This is a genomic window from Brevibacillus sp. AF8 (assembly GCF_021270385.1).
Lineage (GTDB): Bacteria > Bacillota > Bacilli > Brevibacillales > Brevibacillaceae > Brevibacillus.
The window spans coordinates 45402-59178 of record NZ_JAGQDN010000019.1 but is presented as its reverse complement, the minus strand read 5'-3'; the positions used below and the strand labels follow the sequence as shown (position 1 = coordinate 59178).

General features: G+C 49.8%; 8 protein-coding genes. All 8 read left to right on the top strand.

Features of this window, described 5'->3' with window-relative positions; all coding sequences use genetic code 11:
• Positions 1–12: 12 nt before the first annotated feature.
• The 8 genes from KB186_RS21420 (at position 13) to KB186_RS21385 (ending at position 13772) form a co-directional block, all read left to right on the top strand.
• Positions 13–2685 (top strand): acetate and sugar kinases/Hsc70/actin family protein, encoded by a 2673-nt coding sequence (locus KB186_RS21420; protein ID WP_232774331.1) that lies wholly within the window; start codon positions 13–15, stop codon positions 2683–2685.
• Positions 2686–2730: 45 nt separating this feature from the next.
• Complete coding sequence (locus tag KB186_RS21415) at positions 2731–3510, top strand: DNA and RNA helicase (RefSeq protein ID WP_221869179.1); 780 nt, start codon at positions 2731–2733, stop codon at positions 3508–3510.
• Positions 3511–3524: 14 nt separating this feature from the next.
• Positions 3525–4193, top strand: coding sequence for a hypothetical protein (locus KB186_RS21410; RefSeq protein ID WP_232774330.1), 669 nt, complete (start codon positions 3525–3527; stop codon positions 4191–4193).
• Positions 4190–5614: a contractile injection system protein, VgrG/Pvc8 family gene (locus tag KB186_RS21405; RefSeq protein ID WP_173611961.1), complete on the top strand. Its 1425-nt coding sequence runs from the start codon at positions 4190–4192 to the stop codon at positions 5612–5614. Before KB186_RS21410 ends, KB186_RS21405 begins: the two co-directional genes overlap by 4 nt.
• A gap of 72 nt (positions 5615–5686) precedes the next feature.
• Positions 5687–6832, top strand: coding sequence for a pentapeptide repeat-containing protein (locus KB186_RS21400; RefSeq protein WP_232774329.1), 1146 nt, complete (start codon positions 5687–5689; stop codon positions 6830–6832).
• Positions 6829–7380 carry an imm11 family protein gene (locus KB186_RS21395; protein ID WP_229088142.1) on the top strand — a complete coding sequence of 184 codons (552 nt, stop codon included), beginning with the start codon at positions 6829–6831 and terminating at the stop codon, positions 7378–7380. The genes KB186_RS21400 and KB186_RS21395 overlap by 4 nt, the downstream gene beginning before the upstream one ends.
• Positions 7367–7789, top strand: a complete 423-nt coding sequence (locus KB186_RS21390; protein ID WP_048034243.1) for a DUF4280 domain-containing protein — start codon at positions 7367–7369, stop codon at positions 7787–7789. The genes KB186_RS21395 and KB186_RS21390 overlap by 14 nt, the downstream gene beginning before the upstream one ends.
• A 13-nt stretch (positions 7790–7802) precedes the next feature.
• Positions 7803–13772: an RHS repeat-associated core domain-containing protein gene (locus tag KB186_RS21385; protein ID WP_229088141.1), complete on the top strand. Its 5970-nt coding sequence runs from the start codon at positions 7803–7805 to the stop codon at positions 13770–13772.
• Positions 13773–13777: the final 5 nt, after the last annotated feature.

Below are 13777 nucleotides of genomic sequence, written 5' to 3'. Positions count from 1 at the left end.
AGGAGAGTTGGGATGTCTACCTATTCATATAAGCTTCATCTCCAAAAAGGCAGCGGAGATGGCAAAGAACGCAATCATCCAGGAGAAGCGACCTATACGCGGGACGAGCTGATGGAGATGACAACCTTTCAGCTCCGCAATATTTGTTACAAGGAAAAGCTGGTCCGCTCTTTCGTGAACAATCTTGATCGGGAGGGACTACTGCACACGATTCTGCGTTTTCGCGGCGCAGAAGAAAACCTCCTGATTGAGCGTGCTGTTCCAGGTGGTGTTGAACGCCTCGAAGCTGTACTCCACAAATATTTAAACACACCGATGCCAGGTGTAGATGTGATCAAAATTCCAGCGAAGATGTGCTTGTACATGGGTCTCGCCATTGACAGGCTGGACAACTATCGCGTCGAATCCTCCCAAGGCTTGTCCGAATCCAATGTGCTTTTGGTGAATGACCATATGGAGTTATGCGGGATTTTGCATCTGCGCAAGGACAAAGACGATAGGAGAGCCGGGCATTTTGTGCTACACGCTTGCCAAGATGCTCCATTGAGAAAAACGGTCAATCAAAACTACAGCCTGCTCTTTTTCCGCAAACAGGATTCGGAGTATTTGTACAAGGCGTATCACCAGGACCATCCGTTGCCGCCTGTTAATCTCCACTACTACAAAGTACCGGTGACTGACCTCGAGATCAGGGAATTGGAAGAAACAGATGCCGTTCTCGCGATTGATTTTGGTACCTCCTCGACGACAGCGGGTGCTTTTCTCGACCATCAGTATGTCAGCTCCCCTTCCAGCAACGACTTGCTGAATGGACGCATACGTTTGAATGCGATCAATTATGTCTCTTTTCCTGATACAACGCAAAAAAACGAGGAATGGATCGAGGTGCTGCCGACGGCTGTCAGCGTGGCGGATTGTTCCTCCCCGCATGACGTTCGCTTTCACATCGGTTATGAAGCACTTCGGCACATGAAAAAGAACGGATACAGCACGAACGCGACCGTGTTTCAAGGTATCAAGCGCTGGGTGAACAGCTATCACAAAATTGAAGAGGTCATGGACAGCCAAGGGAATACCGCGACTGTGAAACGAAGCGACATCCTGCGCCAGTACCTTCTTCACGTCATTCAAATGGCCGAGCATCAATTCAAATGCCGCTTTCGTCATCTGCATATCACAAGTCCGGTCAAGCTGAAAACGCAGTTTCTTGAGATGTTCACCGAGATTTTGCCGGAGTATCGCATTGAATCAGAGCACGCCCTCGATGAAGGAATGGCCGTCCTGTTTAATACGATTGCGGATCAAATTGACAAAAACAGCTTTCTGGACGGGGAGACGTATCAAGCACTCGTTATCGATTGCGGCGGAGGAACGACGGACCTGTCATCCTGCCATTTCCGGATTGAGGACGGACATATCTCTTATCGCATCGATATTGATACGACCTATGAAAATGGCGACACCAATTTTGGCGGCAACAACATTACGTATCGCATCATGCAATTTATGAAAATCGTCTTCGCGGACTATTACGGAAAAGGGCGGCAAGTAACCGACATCGACCAGATCATCGACATCCCTGGATCGGAAATATTCCGGTACGTGGATGAATACGGCGTCGACTCCATCTATGAACGCTTCGAGGGGAGATATCGGGAAGCTGAGGCGATTTTGCCGACTCGCTACAAGGAGTACGAGAACAAGAGCCGGGACGAGTATCAGCGTGTCCGCAACAATTTCCACTTTTTGTGGGACCTCGCTGACCACATGAAAAAAGAGTTTTTCCGCCAAACTGGCATACTACGCAATCGCTTCACATCCGATACGGAAAATCGTCAAGAGCCTGATCTAAAGCTGACGGCAGTCGAGCGATGGGTGTTGTCGATACGGGAGGATGGTCGCTTCCGGGATGTGTTTGATTTTCCAGATGTCGTTTTCAACGCCAAAGAGATCAATCACCTGATCAAGGCGGATATTTACGAGATTTTGCGCGTTTTTTTGGATGATTTTTACCAACAGGGAAGGCTGGCTGACTTCTCGATTATCAAGCTGACTGGGCAGTCGTGCCGGATTGATGTATTCCGTGAAGCGCTCAAAGAGTTCGTCCCTGGACGCAGTATCGAGTTCCGGCAAAAGTCGGAGGATGCGGGCAAGGTGCCAGACCTGAAGCTGTCTTGCTTGCGTGGTGCACTGCGCTATCAAAGTGCCAAAAAGGCGGGTTTCATCGAAGCGAGCATTACGAATCATGCACCGATCGTCCCGTATTCCGTGACTGCCTTCACGCATAACAAGCAAGAGAGGGTACTCATTCACAGTCAGGAAAAGCTGAGTCTCGTGCATGGCTCCATCTCGCGTCCTTACGGCGTGAGCGAGGTTGAATTTTATCTCAAGGAAAATGACGGACAGCTGCGCCAGCGGTACTTGTACATAGATGATCCCGCTCAATACAAAACCGTGTTGTATGAGGACATCGCGAGCAAGTATGGGACACATATCCCGCAGGATGAGACGGACTCGATTCAAAATGGCGAGTCGAAATACTTCGTTTTTGCAAGCGGCAGTGAGTGGGGATTCCATGTCGTGCCAGTAGCTCGTCTGAATGAACAGCTTGCTTTGGGGAAAAAGGTTTTCTTTGCCTTTGAGAGTGACTTGTCCGAGCTGGATTTCTTTGACGGGATGAAATGATCAAAATAACCAGGCAGCTTAAATGAACAGGAAGGGGGAACAGCGGTGTTTTCCCATCTCTATCCCAATTTTCATAAAGGGCGAATTCTCAAGCGAGAGATGCTTGAGAATCTGCGTGATTACCCGCGGCATTTTGTAGATTTATACTTTCAGGATTATACAGACGGCATTATTTCCGGGATGGATGTAACGATAGGCGAAGGGCACCTCACTGTCGGCAGAGGGATCATCAAGCATCAAGGACGGATTTACTTGTTTGAACGCGAAGAGCGTGTCCCTTATGAGGCCACAGGTATAGAGACGGTGCTCAAGATTCGCTTTCACGAGGAGACTTCGCTGACCGACTATTATGTTTACGAGACGTCGTATGTTCTCGATCAGGAGCTAGAGTCACGCCCTGATGAAAGGGAGTTGGGGCGCTTCAAGCTCAAGCAAGGAGCAAGGCTTCGCGGTGATTATCAGGACTTATCCGATATGGCGACCGAATTCAATACGTGGAATATCGTGCATGTCGAACATGCCGGGAGAAACGAGCCAACGCTTGCCCCCTACATCCTGCGGTATTTTGCGAATGAAATGCTGAAAACGGTCACCAATCACCCGTATGATCTCACCTTTGCCATGCAGTGCTTGAATGCGGACAGAGTAGAGCGGGGGCTCATTCTTCATTATATAGGCAATAGACTTGGGACGGGTTACCGCGAGTACACGAACCTGCAGATTCTCAAATACCTCGCACGTATATTGGATGACGCCAAGAGCGGCGGAAGGTCCTCAAAAACGGAGTGGAAAACAGGCGGGCGTCAGCGGGTTATTGTTGATTAACGAGAGGATGGTGAATGGAAATGGCGCGCATGGATGAAAGCATTATCGGCATGTTGAATGAGCTTTCCGGTGAGGATGCACAGCCAGCAGCAATACGTTTTGGTCCAAAGGGCAAAAATCGACTGGATGTGGTGAACAAATCATTCATTACAGTCGGTGAAGAGAGAATCCCCATGGAGGACAAACACGTCCTCGACGATCTCGTACAGATTCGACTCCCGAAGACATTTTCCATCATGAGTCCAGAAGTAGCAGCTCTGAAGTATCCCTCGGAACGTAGGCCTTCCCTGATTTTTACAAATGAAACAGCGTCGATTAACCTGGCTTTTACCTATACCGAGAGCAAGCTGACGGATTCTCCTGCACAACTGAAAGCCTTCATGGATGTCATGAAGCAGGTTTTGCGGAGAACACAGCCGCTCGCTCGTTGGCAGGAGGAAGGAATACGTGAGATTGCTGGGACCAGTGTCGGATTTTTCGAATTTGTTGCACCAGCATTGGATACAGACATTTACAACCTGATCAGCTTTGTCTCCCTACAGGGACGCGCTCTTCTCTGCACGTTCAATTGCACGGAGCAGGAACTGTCAGATTGGAAGCTAGTAGGCTGGGGGATCATGGATTCCCTGTCGCTCGTATCCACCAATTCAGATGAAAATGGGAAGGGAGAAGGGAAAATATGAGTCTTCCTGTCATTGCCTACAACAATTTGCAAATCTCTCCTTATCAATTAACGCATCTGGTAGAACTGACGATTACGAAAAAGATCAATGAGCATGCCCGCCTGACATTTACGGGGATCGTACCAGAAGAATTGAAGGACAGCTATGTAGAAATGACAGAAGCACAGACCCCCATCGAAATCAGTCAGGTGGATAACGAAGGCAATGCCACACCGCTTTTTGCAGGGATCGTTCTGGAGATAGGCATCAAAGCCGTACGGGACGTCTATTATTTGTACGTCGAAGCTGTCTCGCCTACGTACAATCTCGACGTGAAGCGCAAGAGCCGTTCGTTTCAAAACAAAGCGATGACCTACGGTGCCCTTTTGAAAACAATTGCAGGAGAATACCCAGGCATGGACATTATGGACATGGCCTCCAATGGAGGGAAACTGGGCTCCTTTACCATGCAGTATCAGGAGACGGATTGGCAATTTCTCAAGCGGCTGGCTTCGCGTTTTCAGACTGGACTGATGCCGGCATCCGTTTTTGAAAAGCCGAAATTCAGCTTTGGTGTGCCAGAGGGTGCATCAAAAGGCAAGCTGGACGATTTTCACTATCGGGTGCGCAAAAATTTGAATGAATACCGCCACTCCTCGGAAAACGGGGTCAAGGGCGTGGATGAAAATGACTACATCTTTTACGAGGTAGAGACGGATCGCGTACTTGATTTGGGCAACGGAGTGGATTTTAAAGGGAAGAGCCTGTATGTGTATGAGGCCCATACCGAGATGAAGAAAGGCTTGCTCAAGCACAAGTATTTGCTCGCGTCCAAAAAAGGAATGAGCCAAAAGCCGCTCCACAATTCGCTCATCGTAGGGGCATCGGTGCAGGGGAAAGTCATTGAGGTCTCAAAAGACAACGTCAAAATCCACCTCGATATTGATGAGAGCCAAAGCAAGAGCGAAGCGCACTGGTTCCCGTATTCCTCGGTTTATACGGCCGAAGGAAACAGCGGTTGGTATTGTATGCCGGAGCTCGATGACTACGTCCGTGTCTATTTTCCGAGCAACAAGGAGAGTGACGGGATTGCGATCAGCTCTGTCCGGAAAAATTCAGACGAGGGCGAAACGAACAAGCTCGGGAATCCCGATATCAAATACTTCCGTACGGCCAACGGGAAAGAACTGATGTTCAGCCCGTCGGAGGTATTGCTTAGCGCAAAGGATGGGGAAATCCTCATACGCATGACCGACGCGGACGGCATCCAGATTTTCAGCAAGAAAAATATCAAGGTAGTCTCCGAAAAGGACATCCTGATGGACTCTGCCACGAAGGTGATTATCTCGGCGAAAGAGGAGATCAGTCTCACCTGCAAAGAGAGCAACATCAAAATGGACGGAAATACAAGCATCGTCGGGCAGGAGCTCAAAACCAATTGACACACATGGTTGCCACGCGGGTAACCGTGTGTTTGGTGTATGCAAAAACGGTGAGAAGAAGGGGGGATTGGCATGGAGAGAGAGGAAGCCTTGCAGCATTTCAAGGAGCACGAGGTGCCGAAGAGAACCATTGCCAGCCTGCATGCCTTGGATGCTTACTATCAGGCGAATAAAGAGAGGCTTGCAAAAGAATTTCTCCGTTCATTTGAAGAGATTTGCCGACGAGTCGTTGACATGCAGGAGCGAGGGGAAAAACGCAAGCTGGCGCACTTGACCTATTCCATGCTGCGGACGGAGCTTCTTCTTGGAAGCAGTCATTATTTGCTGGAAGCTACGGACAGCAGTTGGTTTTTCGATCCGGTAGAGTGTCAAACCAGCTATGATGCGAGATGGGCATTCCACTTTTTGGATCAGCTTGTAGACGAATGGAACGAGGCTGCCAGAGCGTATGCCGGACACGTAAGACTTCCCGATATCGAACGGATCAAGCTCGTGGAAGCAGAGAAGTTTCATCAATATGTCGTTCACTTAATCCGTTATGCCATGGTGCAGGCTGTTCAGCTGGAAGTCTTTCAACAGGTGGACAAGGAGCCGGAGCTGGAGGTGCGTGTCGGAGAATATCTCGATCAAAGCGAGATCGTGTATTGTCTGGACACTCGCCACAAAGATTCCGGGATGATCCGTACTTGGCTGGAAGAAAAGCAAGAGCTGGAATACGGCTACAAGGTTTTGGCTGGCCTCGATTTGGGACAAGGACAATTCGATGGTCTTGATCTTCGTTATTCGGACCTCTCTGACAGTCAGCTAACGAAAGCGACCCTTCGCGAAAGTGTTTTGGTCGGAACGAGATGGCATCGTGCCCAGCTAAAAGCGGTTGATTTCGGAGAAAGTCTCATTCATGGAGCGGATTTTACTGGAGCGAATCTGCTAGGCGCGAGCTTTCGTGAAGCATCCGGGCCAAGGGGGTTGTTGGAACCAGATGCGTGGGAGACACCCGGCTTTGATGGTGTCTTGTTCGTCGGGGCGGACTTGACCGGGACTGATTTTACTGGAGCCGATCTGCGCGGCGCAGACTTTACAGATGCGATTTTGACCGGAGCGAATTTTAGCGGCGCGCTTCTGGAGAGAGCCGTATTCTCGGAGGAGGCCAGGGATTCTATTCTGTTGGATGAGCTTCAGGAGCGACATGTCATTTGGCGAGAGGGGAGTCAGACATGAATTATTTCATCTTGTCACAGGACGAGCGAATCGCGAGTGCAGTAGAGCCAACGGGCGTTTTTGACGCCATCCGGCAGGAGTGGCTCACCACAGAATATCAGGAGGAGCTAGACGAGGCCGTCATCCAGTTCGACATCAAGCAAAAGAAAGAAAATGACTATCTGGATTTTCTCGACAGACCGATCCCGCTCTATTCCAACCGCTTAAAGACAATCATCCACAAGTTCGCGCCGAAGCTGTTCGTCAAATCTGTCGTGCTGGTAGACAGGGAGCGGATCAAGCAGGATTTGTACTGGCTGATGATCCTGCCGCGCGTGAACTGCCTGTCCGAGAAAAGCGAGTTTCACAGGGACGGCTCACTCAAAAGGTTGGTTCTCGATCCAGAAAAGATTGGACGCCATACGATCTTTCAAATCGAAGGGATTCGCGAACCGTATATCATCATCGATTTGCGGCTGGCGGAAGCTTTGCTGCGCAGGGACTTTTTCGGTATCCGCTTGAAAAAAGTAGAGCAAGCAAGGAGGAGAATAAGTCATGCCCATGATTGAAGATGTCGATGTTGTACCGTCGTCGGCTCCAAAGAAAAGCTACGTCGTGGCAGGAGCAATTCTCACGTGCGACTACGGGAGCCAGAAGAACAAGCTGAAAACACCGTTTAGTCATGGCGTGTACATTCGCAATCAGGCACAGATGAACGTGAATGACTATATGCCGCAAGTGAACATCATGCCGTTCGGCAAATGCAAATGCGAGAAAAATCCAACCGTTGCAGCTGCAACTGCTGCTAACAACGGTGTACTCAAGCCGATGCCATGCGTTCCAGTAGTCACCATGCCCTGGATCGATGGCAAGGCAGATGTACTCGTGGAAAATCATCCCGCCCTGTTAAACACCAGCACGAACATGTGCATATATGGAGGCTGCATTCGCATCGAAGACGACGGACAGGAGCAATAGTGAGGGGGATTGTATGAATACGACAGAGAAGCTGGCTGGATACGAGAATATTCAGTTGGTCTCACCCTTTGAAATCCAAAGCCTACAAGATGTCAGAATCGTGAAGAAAGTCAATGAGCACGCGAGACTGTTCGTCACCGGTATCATCCCGGAGGAAAAAAGCGACCGCTACATTGAGATGGCGACGAGTGAGGATACAGTCGCGCTAAATTTGGTGGAAAACGGTTCGCTTACAAAGACGCTGTTCAAAGGACTCGTGGATTCCGTCAGTGTCAACTTTGTTCACGGCGTGTACCATTTGGAGCTCGAAGCGGTCTCGCACACGCAGCGAATGGACGGACAGCGCAAGATGCGCTCTTTTCAGCATAAACAAATGACGTATGTCAGTCTGCTGGATGAAATCACGAAGGACTATCCCGGCTCGGATTATTTGGACCATGCTTCGAACGGAGCGCCGCTTGGGACCATTGCCATCCAGTATCAGGAGACAGATTGGCAGTTTTTAAAGCGATTGGCCTCTCGCTTTGGTTCCATTCTCGTCGCTGAGGCAGTGGCAGATACGCCCAAGTTCTGGTTCGGCTTGCCCGAGGGACGTACTGCTCAACTGACAGACGCCAGCTACACCATTAGCAAAAGGCTGTCTCCCTATATGGAAACGACAGAAAACGGCTACGCGGCAGGTATGTCGGAAAACGATTTTCTCACCTATGAAGTAGAAAGCGGACAGGTCCTCCAACTCGGAGACCGCGTGAACTACCAAGGCAAAGAGCTGGTCGTCGCGGGATCAACAACAAGGATCGACCATGCCCTTCTCATTCACACCTATCAGCTCATGCCCGAAGCAGGCATTCGTCAAAACCCTATCCGCAACGATGACATATGCGGCGCTGCTCTGGAAGGCAAGATCATCGACATCCAGAAGGACACCGTCAAAATCCACCTCGACATCGATCCGAAGCAGCCCAAGGCAGAGGCGAGTTGGTTCCCGTATGCTACGGTCTATTCGGCAGAGGGCAACAGCGGCTTTCACTGCATGCCGCAAATGGGTGACTCCGTCAAGCTGTACTTCTCCACACCAGATGAAGAAGGCGCCATGGCAGTCAGCTCCGTGCGAAAAGGTGGAGGCAGCACGGCGAAGACGGGCAATCCCGGCATCAAGTACTGGGGAACCAACTTTGGCAAAGAGCTGATGATGGGCGGCAAGGAGCTCGTTCTTACTGCAAAGGAGAGCAAGGAAGGCAATATTTTTATCAAGCTGCATGAAGAGGACGGTATCGAGATTCACAGCATGCATCCGATCGTATTTTCCTCGGAAAAGGATATGGAGATTACGTCAGACACCAAGGTTGAGATTAAGGCCAAAGAAGCGATCTACCTCATGTGCAGCACCAGCAGCATGATTTTGGACGGGGAAGTGGATCTTCAAGCACCGAAGATTGAGATGGTTGGGCTGACGAAGGCGCCTGTGGTTGTGGAGGATTTGCCGCAGGAGGAGGAAGAAGAGGAAGTCGTTGAAGAGGAGCAGGAGGAAGAGGATTCTGGATGGGGCTTCCTCGATAGCTTACAGCTTGGACTCGATATCGTGGGGATGATCCCTGTCATCGGGGAAGTAGCAGACGTCGTCAATGCGGGGATATCTGTCGCGCGTGGCGATTATGCGGGTGCCGCTATGTCCCTTGCAGCTGCGATTCCAGGTGCGGGTACGGCAGTGACTGCGGCAAAGCTGACGACGAAAGCAGTGAAGGCAACAAAAGCGATGACCAAGGCAACGAAAGCGGTAAAGGCAGCAGACAAAGCACTGGGTGTATCTAAAGCGGTAAAGGCGACGGCCAATGCAGCAAGCGCAGTGAAAGGCAAGGTCATTACTGCTGCGCGGAACATTCAGGAGAGTATGGACAAGCTTGCCGCTGTGCAGAAGCTGAAGAAGAGCATGGTCGGCAAGTTCATGCAGAAACCTATTGTGAAGGAAGTGCTAAAAGAGGCGGGATCTGAGGTATTAGATTATGCGACGGATGGTGTCTTCTCAACCGTAACGGGAATTGCCGGGCGCCGTAAAAAAGTTCGTGTGACTTATAAGAACACTGATAGGCTGAAAAAGCGGAACATCAAAAAAGCGAAGCTGAAAAGTTGCCTTCGAGACCCTATCCACGGAGGCACCGGAGCGCAATTTATCGTTCATCCTGCCCTCAAGCTGTATGGAGCCGAGACGTGGACGTTTGAGCTGCATTACAACTCCCTGCTTTTGCAAGAGGGAGCACTGGGAAAAGCATGGACACACAATTACGAAATGCGTCTGGAATTCTTGGATGAGACACGCGAAGAAATTACGGTTTGGTGGAATGCTGGCCGCGCCAATACCTTTACTCGTGTTCAGGACGGCTTATACCGGTCCAGTGATGCGGACGTCTTTTTTGACGAACTGCGGGAAAGACAAGACGGCTATACGCTGTGGGTCAAGGAAACGAGAGAGACGTACGATTTTGCAAGAAATGGACAAGCACTTCGCCATACGGTAGCTGCCGGGATGTCGCTGCTCTTTAGCTATGACCAGCATGGCAGGCTGAATCGCTTGACAGAAGAACGGAGTCGTCGAGCGTTTTCACTGGAATATGGGGCGGATGGCTTGGTGTCAGCATTGTCCGATGGGACTCGTTCCCTTCGCTTTTCGTATGATGCCGACCGCAGGATGACTCGCTACACCAATCCCAATGGTGTTGTCACTGACTTGTCCTATACAGGAAATGACCAACTGGAATCTCTGGCATCCGATGGCGTCATCGTCTATACGAATACGTTTGACGAGGAAGGACGCATCATCTGCCAAACAGACGCGGCAGGCATCCCAGGTTATATTCACTATGATACCGAGAGCCGCCCGGACATGATGGTCACGACCTTCACAGACGGAAATGGGCATGTCGAGGTTATGGTCCATGACGACAATGGCCAATTGCTGGAGAAAACCGAGAAGGATGGAACGGTCACCAAATACTCCTATAATGAGTGGGGACAAACGACTTCTGAAACAAACGGAGCGGGCGAAACAACCACTTACACGTATGACCATCGTGGGAATCTGGTAAAAGAGACAGATCCTCTTGGCAATACAACGACCTATACGTACAACGAAAATGACCTCATGGTAGCAGAAGAAGACGCGGAAGGCGGAGTCACGACCTACGCCTATGATGAACACGAGCGGCTGGTCAGTATTACTCGACCAGATGGCTGCACCTCTTCCATCGGGTATAACGAGCACGGGCAAAGAAGCACTTATATTGATTTTACGGGAGCAAAAACTACTTATCATTACGATGGACAGGGAATGCTCGTTTCCGCTCAAGACCCAGAAGGGCGTATCTTCCGTGTTGGCTTCGACCCTACAGGTAGGATGACAACCTTTACAGATGCTTTTGGGGGGGCGCTGCGTCAGGTATTCGATGCCAATGATAATCTTGTTGGTGTCATAGATCCTCTTGGAAGGATGCATTCCTTCACCTACGATACACAGGATTGTCGGGTAGAGGAGACTACGCCGAGCGGAGTATCGACGAAGATCGGATATACGATTACAGAAAAAGTAGAATCCATCACGAACGTCTATGGTGAAGTCACTCGTTATGAATATGACAAGGAATGGCAGATCGTTGGGGTGGTAGATCCAACCGGAGCGAAGACCAGTCTCGAACGCGATGCCATGGGCAGAGTGACGTCTGTCACCGATCCTTTGGGGAACACCCAGCGCTATGAATACGATGCAGCGGGACGTTTACTGGCTATCTATGATGCAACCGGACAGAAAGTGAGCGGTCTTACCTATGATGGCGCAGGCAATATTCTTGCCCATATTGACGGACTCGGACGAACAACCCAATACCAATTCAACAAGCTTCATCAAGTCATTACCACAACAAATGCGGCTGGACAAAAGAATAAGTTCTCCTACGATGCAGCCGCACGACTGACAGAGGTATTGGAAAACGAATCAGCCGTCTACAAGCAGCAATACGACGCAGAAGGCCGCCTAACGAGCTATACGGATGCCAATGGCAATGCCACCATGCTCTCCTACGATGCCAGTGGTTTGCTTTTAGCTGAACGCAATGCTACCGGAGAAGGAACGACCTACCGCTATGACAAGCGCGGATGGCTGACCGACAAGACCAATGCGCGCGGTCAGGAAACGCACTACCGCTACGATGCAGCCGGACAGCTCATTGAACAGCAGGACGAAGCGGGGACTGTTCGCAGGACTTTCGACGCCGAGGGTCGCGTGGTAAGTGTCAAAGAAGATGGAAAAGACACCAAGCGTCGTACCTACGATCTTTTGGGACGAATCGTCTCTAGTACAGATCAGTATGGGAATACGCTACAGTACACCTACGATGCGGGAGGCAGACTGGCAACGCTCGTCTATCCAGATGGCAAGAAGGTTCACTATTCCTACGATCTCGCAGGTCAATTGACCACGGTCACAGACTGGGCAGGTCGTGTTACAAGGTACACGTACGATGAAAATTACCGCCTCATCCGTACAGAGCGACCGAACGGTACGGTAGAGCAGCGTCACTATGACGCAGCCGGACAGCTTTTGCGTCTTTGGGATCAGAATGCGCAAGGGGTCATGCTCCAGCAATATCGGTTTGTATATAACGAGCTCGGGCAGATCATCCAAGAGGAAGAAAAACAGTACACCTATGATTCCCTGCGGCGCCTGACAAGTGGAGCCATGGCAGGACGTAAGATTCTCTATACCTATGACAAGGGCGGGAATATTACCGCGATCGGGGATTCAGGTTCGAGTCTTGCTACGGCGATGACGTACGCCAAGGACAACCGACTGGACACCGTAGATGGTAAACCCGTTCAGTATGATGAGGACGGCAACCTTCTGTTACTTCCGGGCAAGCATCAGTCAGAAACGTATGCATACGATGCCCGCAATCGTCTCGTCCGTGCCGGACAAGCTCGCTACACCTACGATGCTGAATACGTCCGCACCTCCATGACCTGGAACGGTAAGACGACACGGTATGTGGTTGACCAAAACGCCGATTTGACTCAGGTTCTTATGGAGCTGGAGGAAAGTGGAACCGCCAGAGCGTATTATGTATATGGACTGGGCCTCATTGGTCGTGAGGATGCGCAAGGCGATTATTTGTCCTATCACGCGGATACGCGCGGAAGCACGACCCTGTTGACTGACGAGCATGGTCGAGTCACAGACCGTTATACCTATGGATTGTACGGGGAACTGGAAGTACACGAGGGCAGGACAAAACAGCCGTTTTGCTATAACGGCCGAGATGGAGTCATGACCGATCCGAATGGGTTGTACTACATGCGGGCGCGGTATTACCATCCGGGATTGAAGCGGTTCCTGAATCGAGATGTGCTCCAAGGGGACATGACGGACGGGCAGACGTTTAACCGTTTTGCTTATGTGAATGGGGATCCGATTGGGTTCATTGATCCGTTGGGGTTGATGAAGTGTAAGGATGAAACGGCTAAAAAGAAAGTAACACCAGCAACAAAGAAAGTAGATGAGCTAGGGGAATATTACGAGACAACAATACGTTTTGAAACGAACGTAAAATGGGGTGACGAGTATCGTGATATGAACCGAAGAGATTTTAATCGGAAAGTTAAATATTTGCAAAAATTGAGCGATGCGAATTTATTAAGGAAAGTAAAGCCGGTAAGAGATCAAGAGTTAACAAAGAAATACAAAGCTGCTGTAATTAAGAAAATAATTAAACATTATTATCATAGGGATAAAGAATTAGCTAAAAAGTTAATAGACAAAGTTAGAGATGATTTGGATCCGGATCATATGTGGGATTTAGGACTAGATGGACCAGATGTTAAACGGAATTTAAAACTTATGGATCAATTTACAAATAGAAGATTAGGTGGAGTATTAGGAGTACAATTAAAAGATGTTCCGTATGGTTCTAGAATAAAAATAAAAATAGAAAGGTGAGGAAT

Bases quoted from the DNA above. Each gene is read 5' to 3' on its own strand.
- KB186_RS21410 (WP_232774330.1), top strand. From the start codon at position 3,525: ATGGAAATGGCGCGCATGGATGAAAGCATTATCGGCATGTTGAATGAG.
- KB186_RS21390 (WP_048034243.1), top strand. From the start codon at position 7,367: ATGCCCATGATTGAAGATGTCGATGTTGTACCGTCGTCGGCTCCAAAG.
- KB186_RS21420 (WP_232774331.1), top strand. From the start codon at position 13: ATGTCTACCTATTCATATAAGCTTCATCTCCAAAAAGGCAGCGGAGAT.
- KB186_RS21400 (WP_232774329.1), top strand. From the start codon at position 5,687: ATGGAGAGAGAGGAAGCCTTGCAGCATTTCAAGGAGCACGAGGTGCCG.
- KB186_RS21385 (WP_229088141.1), top strand. From the start codon at position 7,803: ATGAATACGACAGAGAAGCTGGCTGGATACGAGAATATTCAGTTGGTC.
- KB186_RS21395 (WP_229088142.1), top strand. From the start codon at position 6,829: ATGAATTATTTCATCTTGTCACAGGACGAGCGAATCGCGAGTGCAGTA.
- KB186_RS21405 (WP_173611961.1), top strand. From the start codon at position 4,190: ATGAGTCTTCCTGTCATTGCCTACAACAATTTGCAAATCTCTCCTTAT.